This is a genomic window from Changchengzhania lutea (assembly GCF_006974145.1).
Lineage (GTDB): Bacteria > Bacteroidota > Bacteroidia > Flavobacteriales > Flavobacteriaceae > Changchengzhania > Changchengzhania lutea.
The window spans coordinates 2909724-2933264 of record NZ_CP039456.1 but is presented as its reverse complement, the minus strand read 5'-3'; the positions used below and the strand labels follow the sequence as shown (position 1 = coordinate 2933264).

Here is a 23541-nt window from a genome sequence, read left to right as displayed (position 1 = left end):
TCGAATCATTTGTTCTTGTTTATTTTGTAAATAATATAGGGCTCTTTTCGGAAATCCCGTTTTCATTAAACGCTTCCACCTGATAATAATAAGATTGATCTGTGGTTAAAGCTCGTAAGTTGTAATTTGGTTTGTTATACATTAAAGCCGAAAGGTTTAGTTTGTCTTTTGATATTCCCCAATAAATCACATAGCCAGTAGCATCTTCGACTTTATTCCAAGTCAGGTTGGTGTTTCTTCTATCTTTTTGCCTTTCCGCTTTAAAATTTGATGGGGTTTGGGGTAATGGCTCCTTGCCGTTTCCAAAAACCCTGAATTCTGAAATGGCCAAATATTTATTATAACAATACACATGGTTATATCTAACATATCGCACATTTACTGGGCTTTCGAGTTCTAGATAAGCATGGGGCATATCTTTTACATTTTCAGAATAATCGGCGATGGTTCTCCAAGTTTTTCCATCAAGGGAACTTTGAATTACAAATTGCTGCTTGATGCCTTTTGGTCTTCCAAAAACTTCGGCATTAAAATCTTGAAAATTCAGCTGGATTGCCTTCACGCTCATAGGCTTCAACAAATCCATTTCTACATAAATAGAATCGTTATTGGCTTCTGATACCCAATAGGAACGTATTTCTTCATCATTGATTTTATGGATATTGAAATCGGTAATTTGTTCCTGCATAAATCCGCCTTCACTTTCATCAACTACATTAATTTCCTTTTTCACTAATCCCGAATTGGTCTTTACAGGCTTCTTATAGGATAACAACATCCAACCCGTAAATCGGTTTTTATGGTTATCAACTTTGGTGTTCGGCAAATAATGCGGATAATCACCATAAGCCGTATTGACATACATTTGTCCATTATCTTCAAAACCTGCAGGATACATGCCCAAACGACGTTCAAACTTAAAATTTACCGAAATGGCCATGGTTGAGAAATGCCAATAATTTCCGTTGTTATCTTTAACCGTACTACCATGGCCAGAGCCTTTTAAAAAACCCCCAGGTTTGTATGAAATCGGATTGTAGGGTGCGTATTCAAAAGGCCCCAACGGATTTTTACTGGTATAAACCCCATCGGCATAGACATTCCATTGGGTTCCCGGTGCACCATATTCCAAATAATATGTGCCGTTATATTTTACCATCCAAGGACCTTCTATAAAGGGTTTTAAATCGGAATCGTGATCTTGACCAAAACGTTCCCAACCGTGTTTTTCTGGTTGCAGATTGAACAAATCCACTTGTTCACCTATTGGAATATAATAATTTTCAGCATCTAACTCAATGCCGTGAATGGGCCATTTATTAGAAGATTCTTCATATAAATAAACCTTATTATCATCATCAACAAATAAATTAGGGTCTTGCACGCCGCCCGGAACATTTATGACGGCATAATTGGTTTTCCAATCGCCTAATTCCGGGTTTTCGGTTTCGATAACTGCTCCTCTACCTGAAGGATCCCCCAACAAAATAATTTTACCATTTTTTACAGCCGCAGCGGGCGCATTGCACCCATTAAAATACCAGCTCTGGGGTTTTATAAATGTCCAATTACTCATATCATCCGAAGCCCAATAGCCATGCGAACGTGTTACGAACATATAATACCTTCCTTTAAAATTTACAATAGCTGGGTCTGCGCCCGAACGATAGGATACATTATTTTTAGCTCGATAATGCGACATATAGGAATAGTCTATATCAATTGGGTTGCAATAGGTTTTAAAATGCTTTTTAGTACTTATTTCTGATTTTGTCGTATCTGAGGTGTTTCCTTTGAATATGTTTTCTTGACAAGAATTCACTAACAAGAAGGCAGCCAATAGAGAAGTTATTGCAGTAAGTGCTAGTAAGTGTTTCATCTATAAATAGTTGTTTTTTAATAAGACCTGCAAGGTTTTTGTAACCTTGTAGGTCTCTTCTCTTTGATTTAAATTATACCTACAAGGTTACAAAAACCTTGCAGGATATTAATGCTCATAAGCTTCCATAGGTTTCCCTCTTAAACGTTCAAATCCTTTATAATTTCTTTTGATTTGGTCTTTTCTGGCACGTTCAAATTCTTTTTCGGTCACTTGATATTGTTGTTGCAATTCGGCCAATCGCTTTCTTAAAATCTGTTCAATTTCATTATAAGCATCATCATTTATTACATTGTTGACCTCTGAAGGATCTTCTTTTAAATCATACAATTCCCATGCATCAATATCATCATACACATGAAATAATTTGTAACGTTTCGTTCTTACACCATACATTTTTTTGACCATGTGAAACGCAGGAAAATCATAATAATGATAATAAATAGCATCTCTAAAATCTTCATCTTCAATAGTATTCGTCAATATTGGTTTTAAAGATTTTCCTTGCATATCTTCTGGAATGTCCACTTGTGCAAAGTCCAAAAATGTTTCAGCAAAATCAAGGTTTTGGGTCAATGCCGTAATTTCCGTTCCGGGTTTTACCACTCCGGGATATTTCATAAGCATGGGCATTGCCAAGGATTCTTCATACATAAAACGTTTATCGAACCAGCCTTTTTCACCCAGATAAAATCCTTGGTCTGTGGTGTAGACCACGATGGTGTTGTCCTCTAGATCATGCGCTTTTAAATAATCTAAAATCCTCCCAACGCCCTCATCAACCGCGGCTATTGTTGCCAAATAATCTTGCAAGTAGCGTTGCAGTTTCCATAGATCTAAATCTTTCCCTGCTAAATCAGCATCATGAAAAGCATCATTTTTTGGCTGATAAGCTTTGTTCCAAGCAGCTCGTTGCGCCGGCGTCATCCGTTCAAAATCTGTTTTCCAAGGATTATGGGCCAATTCTGAACTTCCTTTTTTCTTGGTCATTTTTAAATCATGGCCTTCGTACATATCCCTATAAATGGTTTGGTATTGTTCTTTTGAAACCGTAGAGCCTTTATGGTCTGTAAAATAGGTGTCGGGAACAGGAAATTGAATTGAATCATATTTGTTAACATGGCGTAAAGCAGGCATCCAATTTCTGTGTGGCGCCTTGTGCTGAACCATAAGCATAAAAGGTTGATTTTTATCTTTGATCTTATCTAAATAACGTATGGCGTCTTCAGTTACAATATCGGTAGCATACCCCATAACCATAGTAGTATCCACTTTTTGCGTTTGTTGATTTACGGAAATAAAGTTGGGATTATAGTAATTGCCTTGGTCCTGAAGAATATTCCAATAATCAAACCCTTCTGGTTCCCCATGCAGGTGCCATTTCCCAAACATGGCGGTTTTATAACCTGCCTTTTGTAAAATTTTTGGATAGGTCTGTTGGCTGCCATCAAAACGGTCGCCATTCATTCTAAAACCATTAATATGATTGTGTTTTCCTGTTAGGATGACGGCACGACTTGGTCCGCAAATGGAGTTAGTGCAAAAATTATTTCTAAAGATTGCACCTTCTTTTGCTATTCTATCAATATTTGGTGTAGGTGCTAATTTACTAATAGGATGCCCATAGGCACTAATAGCTTGAGTAGCATGGTCATCAGCCATGATAAAGATGATATTCGGACGCGGTTTTTGGGTTTCAACAACCTCGTTACTTTTCGCCTCTTTACAAGATTGAAATACGACCGGAATTAGAATAAAGAACAAAAGCTTTTTCATGGGTTCTTGGTTATTATTTTTTTGGTTTGAATAATTTCTGATTTAAATATGGTTTTCTCGAAAAACCGTAATACGTTCTGCAATTGATCAAAAGGGATGGAAGCCAGTTCGTGCTTACCACCTATCACTTTATTTAGATAGAAAGCTTTTCCTAGATTGTCCAATTTTTTAGCTATGGTTTCAGAGCCATCTAACATTAAATACCCTGGCTCTTCAGGCGTGCAATAATGATGTGCTGCACTTCCAAAAGGCACCAAATCATCTGCTGTTCCGTGGAACATTACCGTGGGTAAGGCATTTTTGCTGGTTATATAATCTGCATTTACTACAGCCCCAGCCAATGAAAAAACACCTGCAAACTTAACTTGCGTATATTCTTTTAGGTCATCAATAAAATATTCTTTCATATAGACAGCATTTAAAATCCCTTCTGCCCCGGCACTACTGCCACCAGCTATAATATGTGACACATCGACTTGAAGTAGCAATCTATTTTCAAAAACAAACTTTGCGGCATCCAAATAATCGATAGTTGCTTGCTTAAAGGTTTCCAACTTAACGGCTCTAGGACAATTACAACCAAAGCTAAGCGTATCATCTTTTCTAAGTAACCTATAATTTATTGAAATGCCAATATAGCCTTTCGTTGCTAAGTATTTCATCATTTTTACTTCATCCACATTATCCCGTTTGCCACCCGAAAAACCACCACCATGCATCCATAGCAATACTGGCAAACTATCTGTTTTCTTTATTTTTTTCGGACTATAAACATCCATTTTTAAAGTATCTATTCCTTTTATTGCATACGTATAAGTTGTTAAGTTTTGAGAAAACACAAAACAGTTAAAAAATAATACTGGTATAAAATATTTAAGGTTCATCAAAATGTTTTTTCTATTAAAATACCGCTCAATACGGGTTTGCCCTCTATTGGAATAAAGGAAATGGTTAGACCTGAATCATCATTGATGTTAAGTGTAGAACTTTTTGTTATGCCATATTTTTCAGGATATTCATTGGCCATATCAAAATGACCGGCTACCAATTGATCGTTCAAAAAAATATCGAAAATACGCCGCGATATATCACTTGTCTCCGTTTTTTCATCCGTATTCAAATTATAAATAATATCCATATTTCCTTTTAGTTGAGGTTCAACAAAATATAGCGTAACTTTATAATTCCCATTTGGAATATCCACTTTATATGTTGAGCAATCTTCCAGAATGGTTTGAAATACGGCTTCTAGATGTGTATTCTTAACGTTGTTGGGTATTAATTTCTGTAGGCAGTTACCAGAAGTATTAGTAACATAGCCATATAGGTTTTCTGAATAGGCCCTGTCGCCTAAAAAGGTGATACCAGACTCACTATCAACAAAATTAATTGGCGTGCCTGTATTGATTGCCAATACCGTTATGGGGTCGGTTTTTAAATTCTGTATGCTATTAACCCTAATGATTTTTTCGTCGAATCCAGAATCAGTTTCAATCCTTAGTTTGGTTTTGCCTTTAACAAAAGAGATTGCTATGTTGGCCATTCCATTACTGAATATCACATCTTGGAAAAACACATTATTAACATATAATTTTCCTTTATCTTGATTTGAAAAAAATGTAATATTCTGTTCGCTTTGGTTTATCAAAATGAGTTCTTCTTTATGGTCTAGTGCTATATGGACAAAAGGATTTTTTTTGTTCAAAACCGATTTATACCAGTAATATACCTCTTTAGGTTCTCTATTGTATTGCACTAATCCTTTTTGGTTGACATGCGGAATGGTTTCTCCTCTAAACTCTGAACCAAAATCGGCAAAGTCCCATGCGGTCATACCTGCCACAAAATCACGATCCATAACTTGCTGATGATAACTGGTATGAAGTTTTAATTGATAATCCTGCGAATAATCATATTTAATTGGTGGGTTTGCAGAAATCCTTACGTCTGCTCCAGGCCCGTACTCTGAAACCATAATGCATCGATTTGGATAACGCTTATGCTGGTCATCCAAAAATATGCCTAAGTCTTCAATAGTATCATGATACCAACCAAAATATAAATTCCAACCAATCAACATAGAAAGATCTGCTATTTTGGTTTCATTATAAAGTTCGTTAAAATGTAAGGCCATAACCGTAATCCTGTTTGGTGCGTGTTTTCTGGTAAAATCTTCTAACAGTTTTGCTAACTCATAGGTATAAATCTTTGAGGTTTCTTTTTCTGCTTTGGTTGATGTATTATCAAAAGCTTGTCTCAAAAAAATCTCATTCATATACCCAAACATGACCACCGATGGATAATTATAATACTGTTTTAGATGTTCTTCCTGCACTTTTAAACAGGTATCAAAAAATGCTTTGGTATTGGTAACTTTATTCACAATTGGAATTTCAGACCATACCAAAATGCCTAACTCATCACATAATTTATATAAATCCTGAGAGTGCGGATAATGAGCAAATCGAATGACGTTTGCCCCCATGTTTTTTATTAAATGGATGTCCTTTTCTTGAAGATGCATAGGAACCGCATTACCAAAACCCTCATAATCCTGATGCCGATTTACGCCAACTAATTTATATGGTTTTCCGTTTAAAAAGAAGCCTTTATTGGCATCTACACTTACCCAACGAAAGGCAATATTCTGTCGCCTTTTATCCAAAAGATTGTTATCTCTGTCTAATAATGATATGTGCAATTTGTATAAATAAGGATTTTCTGGCGACCACAATTTGGGATTGTAAACCTCCGACAACTTCATATTTAAAGCTTCAGAAGCCTTTGCACTACTTTGAAAATCTAAAGTTTTAGTATATACAATTTTATTTTCAGCATCTGAAATTATTACTTTAACCTTGTTGTTTGATGGCTTATTTTCAAAATTATCAATCAATATTTTTATCTCAATGCCTGCTTTTTCTTCCGAAACATGATAATAATCTACATAAAATCCACTTGAAGCAAAATCGGAAAGCGAAATATGTTGTTTTGGTTTTGAAATTAATTGGACATCACGATAAATCCCACCATAAAACGTAAAATCGGCATCCAATGGTGGAATATTTTCGTTGTGACTATTATCGACTTTTACTTCAATTAAGTTATAAGCATCAAATTTTATTAATTCAGTAATATTAAAATTAAACACGGTATAACCCCCTTTATGATTACCAACAAGGTTACCGTTAAAAAAGACATCAGTTTCCTGATTAACCCCTTTAAAATGCAAATAGTGCTCTAAATCCTCACCATCTTTCGAAAAAAAAAGTGTTTTTTTATACCAACCTATGCCTCTATAATACCCTCTTATATCATCAAAAGCATCCTCTTTATTCCATGTGTGGGGAATGTTTATAGTTTCCCAATCGCTTGATGATTTATCATTTAATGTAAATTGCCAACCTGAATTTATCGTGCTTTTTTGAGCCATGATTTCAAATGAAAACATAATGCACATTAAAACCAATACAGTGCAACTTGTCTTAAATGTGGTTTTAAATTTCAACATGTTTAAAGGTTTTGGTTTTAAAAAAACCTACAAGGTTTTGGAAACCATGCAGGTTGGTTAATTGCTATTAATCATTCCAGTGTGAATACATGTTCAAAATCAAAATCTGAAGTCCCTTTGATGGCTATTTCAAACTCGCCAGGTTCCACGGTAAATTCCATTTTACTGTTATAGAATTTTAAATCTTCAACTTTTAAATCAAAACTTACCGTTTTACTTTCGCCTTTTTTAAGGAATATTTTTTCAAACCCTTTAAGTTCTTTTACAGGTCTAGTAACACTGCCCACTTTATCATGTACATATAGTTGCACGACCTCATGCCCATCATAATCCCCTGTATTTGTTATAGTTGCCGATGCCGTTAAGGAATCGGACATCCCAATGGTTTCAGCAGACAACTTAAAATCTGAATACTCAAAAGTTGTGTAGCTCAATCCATGACCAAACACATATAAAGGTGTATTTGGAGAATCTAGATAATGAGATTTATAATCTTCATGAGGATTACTTGCAGGAATTGGGCGTCCCGTGTTTTTCATATTGTAATAAATTGGCACTTGCCCCAAATTGCGCGGAAACGTAACAGTTAATTTTCCTGACGGATTATATGTTCCGAAAAGCACATCGGCAACCCCATTACCACCCATGGTTCCTGGAAACCAAGTTTCTAAAATGGCATCGGCAAGCGTATCCTCTTCACTTAAATCAAGTGGTCGACCATTCATTAAGACCAACACGATCTTTTTATTTGGCACAGCTTCACGAATACGCTTAATAAATTTTGTTTGATTGCCGGGTAATTTAATATTCGTTCTAGAGGCCGCTTCCCCACTCATATCATAATCTTCGCCCATTACCATAACCACCATATCTGCTTTTTTTGCAGCGATTACAGCGTCATTAAATTTACTTTCATCATCAGTTTCAATATCACAACCTTGGGCATAAATAATTTTACTGTCGGTCAAATATTCCTGAATTCCTTCATAAACGCTTATTGCTTTTCCTTTCCGATCACCGGCCGCTCCCCAATTACCCAGTATATTTTCCTTGTCTTTAACTAAAGGTCCCAAAAGCGCAATGGTTTTTTCTGAAGAAAGTGGGAGCGCCTCATCATTATTCTTTAATAAAACCGAGGAAATAGCGGCACTATGACGGGCAGCTTGTAAAAATTCTGGTTTATAAATAACTTCTTTTTCGCGGTCTTCATCACAATACCTGTAAGGATCATCAAATAGACCTAATTTGAATTTAGTTAAAAGAATTCTTCTGCAAGCATCTTCAATATAAGCGACATCTACTTTGCCTTCATCCACAAGTTCTTTTAAATATAACCGGTTTACATCACCCATCATATCCATATCAATGCCTGCATTCATTGCCAAACGCGCCGAATCTTTATTATCTACAGCAAAACCATGTTGCACCATTTCGAAAATTGCTGTGTAATCTGAAAGAACAAAGCCTTTAAAATCCCATTCATCCCTTAATATATCCCTATAGATAAAACTATTGCCTGTTGCAGGAACACCGTTTACTTCATTAAAAGCGGTCATAAAGGTTTCTACCCCAGCATCAACGGCAGCTTTAAAAGGTGGTAAATACACATTACGTAATTCACCTTCACCCATATTAACGGTATGATAATCGCGTCCAGCCTGGGCTGCTCCGTATCCTACAAAATGCTTTGCACAGGCAAGGATTGTATTGTGCTTTGATAAATCGTCTCCTTGAAACCCTTTAACGTAGGCCTTTGCAATTTTACTTCCTAAATACACGTCTTCGCCAGCGCCTTCGGAAATACGACCCCAACGTGGATCGCGCGCAATATCCACCATAGGTGCAAACGTCCAATGAATACCAACTGCCGAAGCTTCTTCGGCTGCAATTCTTGAACCTTTTTCAATATCTTCTAAATCCCAACTTGCAGCAAGTCCCAAATTGATAGGAAAAATAGTTTTGAAGCCATGAATTACATCATACCCGAATAATAATGGGATACCCAATCGGGTCTCTTCAACTGCCAGTTTTTGCAATTCCCTGGTGCCTTTTACAGAATATACATTTAGCATCGCACCCACATTACCTTCCTTAATATACTTTTTATTATTTGTACTTACCGTAGGACCAGTAACAGACCAACCACCACTATACATAGCAGTTTGTCCAATTTTTTCTTCTAAAGTCATTAAATTCATTAAGGAATCCACTTTAGAATCAAATACTGTCTCACTTAATTTTACGTTTGGTTTCGGGTTTTTACACCCCAAAACAGAAAGTATTAAAATGCTAACTATAAAAATGTTGGATTTAGTTGATGTGGTCATATGTTATTGTTTAGTGTTTGAAAATAACCAGGATAATAAATTAGGTTCTGAAAATGCAGAATCCCAACTATTGTGATTGTCTTTAGCATAAAGTGTAAAATTCGGCTTTCCACCATATTTTAATATTCCACTTATCATATCGACTGAAGATTGCGGATTTACAACATCATCATTGGCTCCATGAAATACCCAAAGTGGCGTTGTCTTAGCATATTTCTCTGTGGCTTCAGGATTACCAGCGCCACAAATAGTAAAGGCTGCCGCAAACAGTTCAGGTTTTCTATACAAAATTTCGAAAGTACCCATACCTCCCATTGATAGACCACCGACGTAAATTCTAGTGTCATCAACGTATGGCTTAGCAAGCATATTATCCATTAACTGCATAACCAAATCGAGCTGTTTTGTAGGATCGATGTCTAGAGGAAACTCCAATTTTATGGGTTTTGTTGACCTATCGATTTTTGCATTTGCCCAATAGGATGTTTTGGGGCACTGTGGAAAAATAACGATGGCTGGAAAATTTTTTCTGTTCTTTTTTGAAGCAAATACCGAGCTTCCATGAACCAATTGTGTTTTATTATTATTACCGCGCTCTCCTGCTCCATGCAGAAATAATACTATTGGATATGGCTTTGTTTTATCAAAATTTTTAGGATACATAATGCGGTACTGTAATGTATCTTGATTATTGATGAAATTTTCCGCCTTATAAAATGTTTCTTGTGCACTCATTTTACTTCCGAAGAAAATGAATAGCAATACCAATAATTTTATGTTTTTTGAATATGCCATTCTATATTAATAATTAAACCCTAATTTATTCAATCCCTTTTTAACATCCTCATTTTGCATAAATAAATTCCAAAGCAAACCCGTTCTATGGTTTTCAATCATGACAATTTGCGGCCCTTGATCGATAGCTAAATAGGTTTCGGTCACCCAATAATTAAAATGCGGACTAAAGGCATCATAAAATCCTGCGGGACCTAATAATTTGTCCTTATTTTGATATAGATAATGCATAACTTTTAGAGATTCGGATGGGGTATATGGTATAGAACTTATAGCTGCTGTGGGCGACACAACACCTTTGTCGTTTGATGGACTATGGGCTGAATACCCTCTAGCACCATCGGTATTTCTAGAATAACTAGCCGTTAGACCCCAACAATCTGGACCATAATCAGTATAGCTTTTTGGATTTGTAATACAATATTGACGGTTAATTTTAGTGTGATTCACAACAAGGTTCCAGTAATTGGCATATTGATCGCTTAAATTTTTAGGATTCAATCCTAAAAAAGAATAATGGCTAAAAAACAAAGGCCCTCCAAAATTTGAGCCACCTGCATGCTTAAGTACCAAAGGAAAACCATATTGTGAGCTAGAAGAAACAATGCCCCCAGAACTTGCCCAACCTTTTTCGTATGCCCCTTTAGTGATGCTATAATCGGGAGAGGCTGCTCCTAAAATATAAGTAATCAATACCTCGTTATAGCCCGTGAGTTTTAAGTTCTTCTCAAAGCCAAAGTTAGGACTCCAATGCCAGTATAAAACGTCTTGATTTTGGGTATACCAATTCCATTCTACACCTTTCCAAAGGGTATCTGCTTTTGTTGCCAGAGCTTTTTCGGTATCTGAGCAATTTTTTAAATATTCTTTTATGCAAATAAGTCCTTGTACCAAAAATGCGGTTTCCACCAAATCGCCCCCATCATCATTGGCACTGAAAGGTATCACACGCCCTGAATTTCCATCAATCCAATGTGACCATGCGCCATGAAATCTATCGGCATTTTCTAAAAAAGCGAGTATTTTAGTTAATCTTTCAACCCCTTGTGCTCTTGTAATAAATCCCCGCTCAATGGCTACAAGAATACTCATCAACCCGAAACCTGTACCACCAGAAGTTACTACATTTTGATTGAGTGTTGGTTCATTAGGGTGGTAGCGCTCTTTTGCAGCACCGGAATTTGCATTGGCAAAATCCCAAAAATATTTGAATGTAGTTTGTTGGGTCAAATCCATTAGTTCTTCATTAGTTATTTTTGGCTCAGGATCAGGGTCAGGAAGATCGCCTGTTGGACTATTGTTTTGTGTATTTTTACTACAAGAGAGGATAGTTACAAAAAGTACTAGTAAAAGTATTTTTACGTTATCCATTCGCTTCAATATAAGGATTTGTAAAATTAAACTTCTTTTCATTTGTTATAGGTATACAATATTGGCATGTCGTTGTTATTAGTAATTAATATATAATTTTTATCTTTTCCCTTAACCAATGCAACACTCCTGCTATCATAAGGAACATAAAAGCCACTTTTTGAAGGAGGTATGGCATTAAAATTATCTTTGCCATCTCCCATAAGAACTGTTCCTATTCCTGAATCATAGCGAACCGTTTCAACTTCTGTTGGATAATGATTACCCACTATCAGAATATCTTTATTTCCATCATTATCAAAATCTTCAACTATTGAGGATTTAATTGGGGAAACCTGCACTTGAATAACTAAAGGTTTACGGACTAACCGTTTACCATCATTAATCAAAATAATACTCTCAAAATTACTGACCTCGTATTCTACGGCGTTCTGTAGTTTTTGTTCGGTAAAGATATCTACTAGGTTTGCCGAGGCATAAGTGCTATAATCCTTAAATTTTTCCGATATAAAGGGCATCTGCTGACTCGTACATTCTTTGCCTCTAACGGGAACATAGTTATCCTTATAAAAATTTGACAATACTATATCATTGCTACCATTATTGTCGAAATCATTTGCATAGATTTTAAAAGGATGTTCTTTAGAAGCTTTAAATTTATTATTTTCACCAAGATTTCCAATAATATAGTCATCATCGCCATCGTTGTCCAAATCACTTGTCGTAATTGACCACCATAATCCTCTTGTATCTTTTAATCCCCATTTATCTGAACTATTTGTAAATATGTTATTTTGATTTTCGAGTAGAATTATCTGCATCCATTCGCCCACTACCATCAAATCTTCATCGCCATCTTTATCAATGTCAGTAAAAACGGCATCGGTAACCATACCTATATTTTGTAACATTGGGGCAATTTGAAATGTTAAATCCGTATATCTTCCCTTATTATTGATAAGTAGATGACTGCTGGCAGGGTATAGGTATTTGCCAGCATTAAGCCGTGTGCCTACAAATAGATCAAGGTCACCATCTCCATCAATATCTGCCGCTTCTACATTTTGTGAATTTTCATATATTGAAGGAAGTGCTTTTGCATCTCTTATGAACTCTCCATGCCCGTTGTTTAAATAGATACGGTCCTGTAGGGTTTTAACTCCATTTTTAAATTCATTGCCTCCACTAGCCACAAACAGATCATTGTCATTATCTCCATCTACATCCAAAAATAAACATTCCAAATCTTCTGAAACCGCATCTTGTTCCCAAGGTTGCGAAGAACTTTTACTAAATATGCCATTCGAACCTTGAAGATAGAGAATACCGCTTTGACCGCTGGCTCCTCCTATAAAAACATCTTCTAATCCGTCTTTATTAACATCAGCAACAGCAGAAAATGGTCCGTTTTGTGATAATTTATGAGGCAGAAGTATTTCTCTAGCAAAATCATCAAATTCATTTTCTTTATGAACAAATGCAATTCCTAATTCAGATGCTCTGATTTGGGTAAAAAGTGTTTCTGTTTTATCTGGTTCCTTTTCAACCAATTTTGATTTGGAGTATTTGGCAATTAAGGTTGTATTGGCTTTAATTCCATGAAAATTGATTGCTTTTCCATCCGCCCAAATCACTTCAACTGTATCAATTTTCGTATCTTTTCCTAGACCAAAAAATACATCTGGCTCTACAGAAGAAAAGTATCCCCGTGTTACTATATTTTCTGCTATCTGCATTTTACCATTATGATGGATAATTGCTTTGGCACCATAACCAAATTTGTTCTTTTCTGAACCTTTAAAAGCTATTTTTAAATAATTGCCAGTTGCTTTGTTTTCATAAACAAATGCTGGTGCATCCATATTATTTATAACTATGTCTAAATCGCCATCGTTATCAAGATCTCCATAGGCTGTGCCACTTGAATATCCGGGAGTATCAAATCCCCATTCTTTAGCCACTTTTTCAAATTCTAAATTTCTTTTATTTTTAAAAATATAATTGGAAAGTGGTGCAGAAGGTGCTTGTTTACTCATGCTAAAAAAGTTTTTAGAACCACTGTTCAACGTTTCTTTTACACTGCTCAAAAAATCATTGTTTCTAATATCTTTTTTAATACCATTAGAGACTACAATATCTTTCAACCCATCATTATCCAAATCCACCATTAATGCTCCCCAGCTCCAGTCTGTTTTGGCAAGTCCCGTCATATTACCAACATCATAAAAACCACCCATACCTGAATTAATTTGTAGTGTATTAAACATGAATTGATAATGCTTCCCCGACATAACCAGTTTATTAAAATCTGCATTACTCATAGAGCCCATATTGGTTTTGGAGCGGTAGTGGTCCTCTGCAGCCATATCGAGGGTAATTAAATCCATTAAACCATCATTATTAATGTCTCCAGTATCGGTTCCCATACTAAACCTAGAAATATGTTTCAATGTCTCATCAATCACATTTTGAAAGGTTCCGTCGCCATTATTATAATACATAAAGTCTGGCTCATCGTAGTCATTGGCTATATATAAATCCATCCATCCATCATTATTAAAATCGGATGCACTAACACTTAACCCATGTGCTAGAACATTTGATAAGCCCACATGATTAGAAACATCTTGATATTTACCATTCTCGTTTCTATAAAGTTTATCCGAATAATATAACTCCCTCTCTTTCGGGATTTTATAACGCGTAAATAATCTTGGATCTGGAGGCTGATTAACTTGGTACATATCTAAATCACCATCATTGTCCATATCAAAAAAGACTGCTTGCGAAGAAAACCCTGCATCTGCAAGCCCGTATAACATTGCAGATTCAGTAAATGAGAGATCTTTGTTATTAATATATAATTGGTTTTTACGTTCTTCAGGATTCATAGATTCACCATTTCTACTGATATAAATATCCAAATATCCATCAGCATTTACGTCTGCCATGGTTACTCCACATGACCAGCCAGGGCTTCTTGCTGCTCTAGACTTTTTGGTAATGTCTTCAAATTGAAAATTTCCTTTATTTAAATATAATCTATCATTGACTTGATTGCCACAAAAAAATATGTCTGGCAAACCATCATTATTGATATCTCCTATAGCCACTCCAGCTCCATTATATATTTGACTGTAATATAAGTGGTTTATTTTAGCCGATTCTTGAATTGTATTACTGAAATCAATTCCTGTTCTCTCTGGAAGCAACAATTGCAAAGACCCTGATACACTAACGGGATAAAGGTTTCGCTGTGGGTTTTGACATGCCATCACTAATAATGTCAAAGTGAATATTGTACTTTGAAGGATTTTAATTTTGTCCACGATTCCTTAATGATTTATATGTTCGACTTAAATATTGCTGGAAGCATAAAAATAGAGGATAAGCATTTGCTTCAACTATGGGGTTTCTGCTACATCAGTTTCATCAAAATTATTTTTTTTTCAATAGATTGAAAAGGAGAGGAATGTAATAAGCCTCTCCTTTTCACTAAAACTAATTCAAAATAAATTATTCAATTAATACTTTCTTTTATTTAAGTAGTAATTACTATATTATTGCCATTCAATATCATCAATATAATAAATGTCGGTAGCGGTTCCGTTTGTTTCACCACCATTGAAAAAGAATACTATTTTTTGATGGTTTTCTGCTGCTTGACCACTAAAATCAAAGGTGTACTCTGTCCAGACGTTAGCAGTATCAATATTCCCCCAAACTTCCGCAGGTGTAGAAGATCCTCCTTCTAGTTTAGCCAACAGCGGCACTGTTCCAGTTGACAGAATTTTTATTTTTAGTTGATTTTTTACAGATAAGTCAATTACGGCTCCGAAATCAAGTACTAATGCATCCCAAGCATCTGTTCCATTATCTGTGACTTCAAGAACACTGTTACTGGTATTGATTCCGCTTACATCAGGATTATCGATGATAACGGTCTCTATACAACATACTACGTCATAGTTTTGTTGACATTCAAAATCATTAGCAATACTTGTATCTATTGACACTCCGAAACAAGGGTCAAATTCACTAAATCGTATATCATCAATATAATAAATATCAGATGCTGTGCCATCAGTTTGCCCTCCATTAAAAAAGAATACCACTTTTTGATGATTTTCTGCTGCCTGATCACTAAAATCAAAAATGTATTCTGTCCAAGCATCAGTTGTAGTAATGTCTCCCCAAACTTCTTTTGCCCCAGATGAGCCTCCTTCTAATTTTGCCAATAAAGGGACTGCCCTAGTTGATAAAATTTTAATTCTTAAATAATTTTTAGTTGTTAAATCAATTACGCCACCATAATCAAGCACTAATGCATCCCAAGCATCGGTACCGTTATCTGTTACTTCTAATACCGCATCACTCGGATTGGCTGCATTTAAATCTGGGTTTGCAACTATTTCATTTGGTATAAAACCAGGTATCGTTGAATTTTGTTGACAATTAAAATCATTAATAACACTTAAATCAGTGGCTACACCAATACAAGGATCTGAAAGTTCTGTAAATTTTAAATCATCCATAAAATAAACCTCAGTACCATCGGTGTCTACACCTGCATTAAAGAAGAGTACTATTTTTTGATGGTTTTCTGTTGCTTGACTGCTAAAATCAAAGGTATATTCCTCCCATACACCGGTATTCGTGATTTGGGCATCAACTTCAATCCCACCTGAAGTACCACCTTCTAACTTGGCTTTTAAAATACCTGCTACTGGTGCAAAAACTTTTATATTAAGTACATTATTTAATGACAGGTCTATTGGAGCACCAAAGTCTATTATTACTGCATCCCATGCACCAACTTCATCAATATATTTACCAGAAAATTTACTGCTATTAATATCATTTTTATTGGGAGTAGCTACTTTTTCAACCTCTGGAATGTCTTGATTCATTTGACAATCAAAATCACTGACTATACTAAGATCTGGAGCAACTCCGACACAAGGATCTACAGATGATTCATATTTAAGGTCATCTATATAATATACATCTGTACCACCAGTATCAACACCTGCATTAAAGAAGAGTACAAGTTTGTTATGATTTTGATTAAATTGATCACTAAAATCAAATGAATATTCTGTCCATCCATTATCTCCAGTAACAGTAGCTGTTTTTTCGAATGGTATAGAAGTACCCCCTTCCAATTTTACTATGAGCGTTCCCTCAATTACTGTCTTGACTTTTAATTTAAAAGTATTATATGTTGACAAGTCTATAGGAGCCCCATAATCAATAATCAAAGCATCCCAAGCGCCAGTACCGTCTATATATTTACCAACAAACTTGCTTTTATTGATTTGTATTTCGGCAGGATTTCTTACGGCTTCAACACCTGGCAACTCTATATTTGCCTGACATTCGAAATCCGAGATAATATTAATATCTACTGTAACATTAGTATCTTCACATGGCGCATATGCTATTGTTGGATATTTGTCTAATTCATCCTCACAAGATGCACAAAATATCAACACTATAAAAAGCATACATGCATTTAGATAAAATTTAGTTGTTTTCATAATAATTTATTTAATATTTATTCTATTTTTTTTTACAATCTTTACTATGTTATATCTACTATTAGATTTAATATTTATAATCTAGTCATGACTCTTTTTTTAATTGTTGAATACCTTCTGCTTTAGAAATCCATCCTCTCGGTTTAATTGTTTTTGGAAAACATGAAACACCAACCAGATGCCTCCATAGTGACCATAATTGGGGTTTGTGTACGCTCCCCGGCCATGCCACTTGTGAATTCGGAAAAACCCCAAAAATACTTAAAGGTTTGTTTTTGCACTAAACCCAATAATTCATTTGAAGAAAGAATAATTGCAATACCTTTTTCAATTGTACTAGTCGCTGATGTAGTAGTCTTATCTTTACCACCACAACTATTAAGTATTATTAAAAATATAATACAATATAACTTTTGCGAATTCATTCCTCTTTTTTAAATTTAGTTAGTATGTGAATCCTAATTTTGTTAATCCATCTTTTATTTCTTGGTCTTGCATAAATAGCGTCCATAATAATTGTGATCTATAATTTTCTATCATGGCTACTATCGGTCCTTGATCAATCGCCAAATAGCCATCTGCGTACCAATTAAAATGTTCGGAAAAAGCATCATAAAAACCATAGTCTCCCCATAAATTTTGATTCAAGTTGTAATAAAAATATTCCAAAGCTTTTTTGGATTCATTGGGTGTATATGGAAAAGATGATAATGCCGCAGTAGGGGTTATTATACCCAGATCATTTGTTGGGCTATGGGCCGCATATCCAGTATTGTTATCGCTTGCTGTAAGACCCCAACTATGTCCACTATACCCAGCATAACCTTTTGGGTTAGCTATGCAATATTCGTAGTTGATAAGTGAGTGTGCTTGATTTTGTTCAAAGTAATTGGCATATTGATCCTCTAATCCCCTAGGATCTAGACCAATAAATGAATAATGAGCGAAAAATAAGGGGCCACCTAAATTTTCTCCCAGTGGCAAGAAATGACCATAAAATGTTCCTTCGTTTTTTATGTCACCATTGCGTGCCCAACCATTGTCGTAAGTTTCTTTATCAATAGGATGTGTAGGTGAAGATGCTGCCAAAACGTAAACAATCAATGCCTCATTCCAACCACTAATTATATGATTTAGTTCAAACTCATAGTTTGTAGACCAATGCCAAGTGATCGATTTGTTGCCTTGCGTATACCAATCCCATTCTACATCTTCCCATATGGCAGTAATCCTATCGCGAATATCAATTTCGTCGGCACTGTTGCCTGAAAAATATTGTCTGTTAATTAGCAGTCCTTGAATTAAAAATGCGGTTTCAACAATATCACCTCCGTCGTCTTTATTACCAAAAGGTTGTGTTGTACCTGTATTCAGGTACCAATGTGAAAAAACACCATGATATGTGTCAGCATTTTCAAGAAATGTTAATATTTTTTTTAATTGTTGAATGGCTTCGTCTTTCGATATCCAACCTCTGTTAATAGCTGCTGGGAAACTTGAAATACCAAAACCAGAACCCCCAGTAGTAAGTGTTTCTAAAGATTGCGAACGCTCTCTAGCTAAACCACTTGTGGGATCAGCAAAATCCCAAAAATATTTAAATGTACGTTCCTGCACCAAATCCAGTAATTCCTCAAAAGGAATTACTGGTACAGGCTCACCAATAAAACCCACATCTGGTGGTGGTGGTGCAATACCATTTGGATTGTTACAACCAAACAATACTGTGAATATTGTAAGGCCATATATAAATGTCTTCAACATCCGGTTTGTTTTTATAGCTAATACTGATTTCATGTGTTTAATATTATTATGTAATTCTTAAACAACTTTTAATACCCTGGATTTTGTTCAAGCAATCCACCACTTTTAATTATCTGTTCATTAGGTATAGGGAATACTTCATGCTTACCATCAACAAACGGCTTACCTAGTGCTCTTAATACCGTACCCGCTCTTCCTTGTCTAACCAAATCAAAATAACGATCGTGTTCAAAAGCCAATTCATGTCTTCTTTCTTCCCAAATAGCCAATTGGTTAACAACCGGTGCATTTCCTAATCCAGACCTATTTCGAACTTGGTTAAGTGGCGTTGCTACATCTCCACCCATATTTAGGGCAGCCTCTGCGTTCATCAAAAGTACTTCGGCATAGCGTAATATGCGTATGTTTTTTCCTGTTTCCCATGCATCAGAAAATGCACTGGAATAGGCTTTTTGATTATACATTGGGTTTACCACGGTGTTTGGTACTAGTCTGCCATCAAATAAGGTTTCTCCTCTAAAAATAATGGTGGCATCTCGTCTAGTATCTCCAGCCTCATAAGAATCGGCTAAATTTTGTGAAGGCGTATTAAATCCCCAACCCCAGCCACCAGCTCCTCTAGCTCCTTGAGTAACGCTGTAGCCTTGAGTTCCAGCAGTAGGCGAGTCTCCCCTAGCTTGAATCTCGAAAATGGATTCTGTATTATTTTCCCCTATTTCTTTCCAAATATCTTCGTAATTGGGGGTTAAACCATATTCTCCAGAGGCAATTATTTCATTTGTTAAGGTTAATACAACTGGCCATTTACCTTGGTACATACTCACTTTTGCCAGTAATGCTTTCGCTGCTCCTTTGGTTGCTCTTCCTAACTCTGAAAAAGGATACTCGCTCTTCTCTGGTAAAGAGACGATTGCTTCTGCTAAATCTGTCTCAATAAAAGCATAGGTTTCTTCTTTTGTAGCTCTACTAAGAAGTTGATCTGGATCAACACTAAGGTCAGGAATACCTGCTATTAATGGAACACCTCCAAAAATTTTTACAAGTCTGAAATATGTTAATGCTCTTAAAAATTTTGTCTCCCCAATAAGTCTGCTTTTTAAGGTTGGATCAAAATCAAATGCTTCTATTCTATTTATGGCTTGATTTGCTCTTTGTATACCATCATAATGTGCAGCCCAAACCTCATCGAAGGATATGGTTGTAGCATCAAAGGTAAGTGCATCTAACAAATTTTTATCTCCACCCGTATCTCCTGGGTCACTCCCTTTATCTGCATCATCAGTGGTTATGCTACTAACGCCATTCCATGAAAATGAGCTCATAGCCCATTGATTAAGATTATTGTAAACAGCGTTTACCAGTTCTGGAGCTTTATCTGCTGTTATCGCACCTTCAGTTTCTTCATTAGCCTCAACATCAATAAAATCTTCACTACAGGAGAGTGTAAGACCCAATATTAATAGTATTGAAACACTAAAATAAATTGATTTTTTAGTTAAATTTTTCATTTTTATTTATTTATTAAAATGATGTGTTTATTCCTACATAAAATGATCGCAACGTTGGATAGGCATTCAATTCAATTCCAGCTGTTTTAAGAGGGTTTCCATTTTCTTCCCCAGGTATTTCAGGAGAAAACCCTGAAAATCTTTTAAGAATAATGGGGTTTTTTGCTGATGCATAGATTCTAATATTAGAAAAGAAGCCTAACTTTTCGTTTGGCAAAGTATAACCCAAGGTGATATTGTTAATTCTAAAGAAATCACCAGATTCAAGATAGTAATTGGAAGATCTTGGGACATCGTTAGACGCTCTTGGAGTTGTATTACTTGGCCTTCCAGTGGTCCATCGATTATTAAATACATCTTGCTCAATATTTTCGTTTCCGAAGCGTTGTGCTTTTTTACCGTTATAAACTTTATTTCCAAAATTCCCAAAAGTGTCAACGTTAAAATCAAAATTATTGTAGTCAAACCCAAAATTGAAACCAAAGTAATATTTTGGAATATAAGAACCATAAAATTTTCTGTCATCTTCGGTTATATCTCCGTCGTTGTTTAGATCTTTATAAACAAATTCGCCTCGATCATCAATACCTGCCACTTCAAATAAATAGAAACTGCCTAATGGTTGGCCAACGGCTACTTTTTTAGTGTATTGCCCGTTATCAATATTTCCTCCTGTTTGTTCATTAAAGAACGGACTGGTTACTTTTGTCAATTCATTTTTGTTGTATGAAAAATTACCACCAACATGATATTTGAACTTATCAGTTATTTTATCTGACCAATTTAAGAGCACTTCTAAACCTGTATTTTCAATTCTACCTACATGGGAGTTGAAAGGATCAAAACCAAAAACATCTGGAAGTTGTATTTCCAAGGTAGCATTTTCATTCACTCTTTGGTAATAATCTATTTCACCACTTAATCTATAGTCAAAAAGCGTATATTCCAAACCTATATTAAATTCATTGGTGGTTTCCCATGATAAATTCTCTTGAACAGTACCGGTTATGGTAATGCCTTGTTGTATATCCTGATTAGGACCAAAGGCATAAAATCCACCACTACCAGTTGTTGCTGATAGGACATTAAAGGGCACATTTTGATTTCCTAACTCTCCATAACTTGCCCTAAGCTTTAAAACATCAAAAAATCCATCTTGCATAAAGTCTTCATTGCTTATTGCCCAACCAACACTCACAGCGAAAAAATCACCATATCTGAATCCCTTTTGAAATTTACTAGAGCCGTCTCTTCTATAAGAAGCGTTAAAAATATATTTGTTTTTATAATCATAATTCACCCTCCCTATAAACGAATATAATCTATCTAATACGGTAAATGAGCCATCTGAAAGTTGTGTATCATCTTCATCACCCAACCCCAAGTTAAATTTAAGATTTGAATCTAAAGGCACATTATTTCTAGTACCCTTTAAATACTCTCCCCTACTTTCTTCTGCGGTAACACCAGCAGTTAACTTTACAGTGTGGTCTTCATTAAAAGTTTTTTCATAAGTAAAATAATTATCTAAAAACCAGTGATAGTTATTTTTATGCTCAACAACTAGTCTAGTTTTAGCCGGATTTTCTATACCGCCTTCAAAATTTTCTTCCGTATTTCCAGGATTACTGGCTAAATAAGAACCTAATCTATCTTGAAAATTATATAATCGTGCCGTTTCAGTTTCTATAGAAAACCGTGAGGTAAAGACTAAGGGGTCTATTATTTTATAATCCATTTTAAGCGAGCCTTGAAGTTTAAAGAACTTTTGCTCTTCATCTTGGAAAAAAAGATCTTTTACAGGGTTCCCTACATTATTAAACGCTACAGATGCACCAAACCTCCCTTGCTCATCTCTTACAGGAACGGTAGGGGATTGTTTATAGGCAGTAGTAAATGCATTAAATCCTTTTGGCGTAGTATTTGCTAACTGGGCACTTACATTTTGAGAAAGGCTAAGCTTGTCACTAATTTTATAATCTACATTACTTCTTATTGTGAGTCGATCAAAATCATTATCTTTTAAAATACCTTCTTCCTTATTAAATCCTAAACTAAAAAACGCTTGGATATTATCAGACCCTCCAGATAAGGAAAGGTTGTAATTTGATACTTTGGCAGTTCTTGTGATTGCGTCCAGCCAATTGGTATTATATGGTTGATTTGTGGGGAAAAAACCACTTGTGTCGTTATCGTTACTTGGATCATTGTCATATAATAAATCTCTTAATGCGGCCTCATTACTATATGTTACAAAAGAAGAAGCATCAGCCATATCTACTTTGCTTAATATATCCCTGAAACCAGTATAGGAATCAAACGAAACTTGCATTTTTCCGGAACGTCCTTTTTTAGTGGTAATGATAATAACCCCATTAGCACCTCTATTACCATAAATTGCTAACGATGCAGCATCTTTTAAAACATTCATGGTTTTAATATCAGAAGTATTGATATTATTTATATTACCAGTTAAAACGCCATCGACGACATATAAAGGATCTCTACCTCCTTGTATGGTTCCCAATCCTCTAATAATAACGGTTGAAGCTGCCCCCGGTGCATCTGACGCGATTATTTGAACACCTGCTGCCTTCCCTTGAAGAGCTTGAGCAGCATTAATTATCGGTTCTCTTGCTAAATCTTCTCCTTTAACTGAACTTACAGAACTTGTAAGCACTGCTTTTTTTTGTGTACCATACCCAACAACGAGAATTTCGTCTAAAGCCGCAATGTCTGGCTCTAGTGATACATTAATAATCTTTTGATTACCGATAGTTATATTGACCGTTTTAAGACCAATAGAACTAAATTCCAATACTTCTCCAGTTTTTACCTGGATCGAATAGTTTCCGTCAAAATCGGTACTTACACCTCTACTAGTGTCTTTTACTATAACATTCACACCCGGTACAGGCATATTATCTTCGGAACTTATTACTGTACCGCTTACCAATATGTCTTGTGCAAAGGCATGTGTTGAAAATAGAAAAATTAACAATAAAGTAAATTTTGTTTTCATATAGTTTTAATTAGAATGTTAGTTTCATCTAAATTAAAAACTATGGTC

At 35.4% G+C, this 23541-nt stretch carries 13 protein-coding genes; all 13 read right to left on the bottom strand.

Annotation, left to right across the window (positions count from 1 at the left end):
* Positions 1–19 precede the first annotated feature (19 nt).
* Complete coding sequence (locus tag FAF07_RS13100; RefSeq protein WP_142785526.1) at positions 20–1879, bottom strand: family 43 glycosylhydrolase; 1860 nt, start codon at positions 1877–1879, stop codon at positions 20–22.
* 108 nt (positions 1880–1987) lie between these two features.
* Positions 1988–3655, bottom strand: coding sequence for a sulfatase family protein (locus tag FAF07_RS13095; protein ID WP_142785525.1), 1668 nt, complete (start codon positions 3653–3655; stop codon positions 1988–1990).
* Positions 3652–4539, bottom strand: a complete 888-nt coding sequence (locus tag FAF07_RS13090; protein ID WP_142785524.1) for an alpha/beta hydrolase — start codon at positions 4537–4539, stop codon at positions 3652–3654. The genes FAF07_RS13095 and FAF07_RS13090 overlap by 4 nt, the downstream gene beginning before the upstream one ends.
* Positions 4539–7166 (bottom strand): glycoside hydrolase family 2 TIM barrel-domain containing protein, encoded by a 2628-nt coding sequence (locus FAF07_RS13085; RefSeq protein ID WP_142785523.1) that lies wholly within the window; start codon positions 7164–7166, stop codon positions 4539–4541. Before FAF07_RS13085 ends, FAF07_RS13090 begins: the two co-directional genes overlap by 1 nt.
* 71 nt (positions 7167–7237) lie before the next feature.
* The gene (locus tag FAF07_RS13080; protein WP_142785522.1) at positions 7238–9493 is read right to left on the bottom strand and encodes a glycoside hydrolase family 3 N-terminal domain-containing protein; all 2256 of its coding nucleotides are present in this window, start codon (positions 9491–9493) and stop codon (positions 7238–7240) included.
* A gap of 3 nt (positions 9494–9496) precedes the next feature.
* Positions 9497–10288: a carboxylesterase family protein gene (locus tag FAF07_RS13075; RefSeq protein ID WP_142785521.1), complete on the bottom strand. Its 792-nt coding sequence runs from the start codon at positions 10286–10288 to the stop codon at positions 9497–9499.
* Positions 10289–10294: 6 nt separating this feature from the next.
* Positions 10295–11659, bottom strand: coding sequence for a glucoamylase family protein (locus tag FAF07_RS13070; RefSeq protein WP_142785520.1), 1365 nt, complete (start codon positions 11657–11659; stop codon positions 10295–10297).
* Between the two features lie 38 nt (positions 11660–11697).
* Entirely contained in the window at positions 11698–14934 is a 3237-nt protein-coding gene (locus FAF07_RS13065) for a VCBS repeat-containing protein (protein ID WP_221930758.1), read from the bottom strand.
* Positions 14935–15219: 285 nt separating this feature from the next.
* Positions 15220–17199, bottom strand: a complete 1980-nt coding sequence (locus FAF07_RS13060) for a hypothetical protein (protein ID WP_142785518.1) — start codon at positions 17197–17199, stop codon at positions 15220–15222.
* A gap of 143 nt (positions 17200–17342) precedes the next feature.
* Positions 17343–17624 (bottom strand): hypothetical protein, encoded by a 282-nt coding sequence (locus FAF07_RS13055; protein WP_142785517.1) that lies wholly within the window; start codon positions 17622–17624, stop codon positions 17343–17345.
* Positions 17625–17643: 19 nt separating this feature from the next.
* A complete protein-coding gene (locus tag FAF07_RS13050; protein WP_142785516.1) occupies positions 17644–18996 on the bottom strand; it encodes a glucoamylase family protein in 1353 nt (450 codons plus the stop codon).
* Between the two features lie 35 nt (positions 18997–19031).
* Positions 19032–20471, bottom strand: coding sequence for a RagB/SusD family nutrient uptake outer membrane protein (locus FAF07_RS13045; RefSeq protein WP_142785515.1), 1440 nt, complete (start codon positions 20469–20471; stop codon positions 19032–19034).
* 13 nt (positions 20472–20484) lie between these two features.
* A complete protein-coding gene (locus FAF07_RS13040) occupies positions 20485–23493 on the bottom strand; it encodes a SusC/RagA family TonB-linked outer membrane protein (RefSeq protein ID WP_142785514.1) in 3009 nt (1002 codons plus the stop codon).
* Positions 23494–23541: the final 48 nt, after the last annotated feature.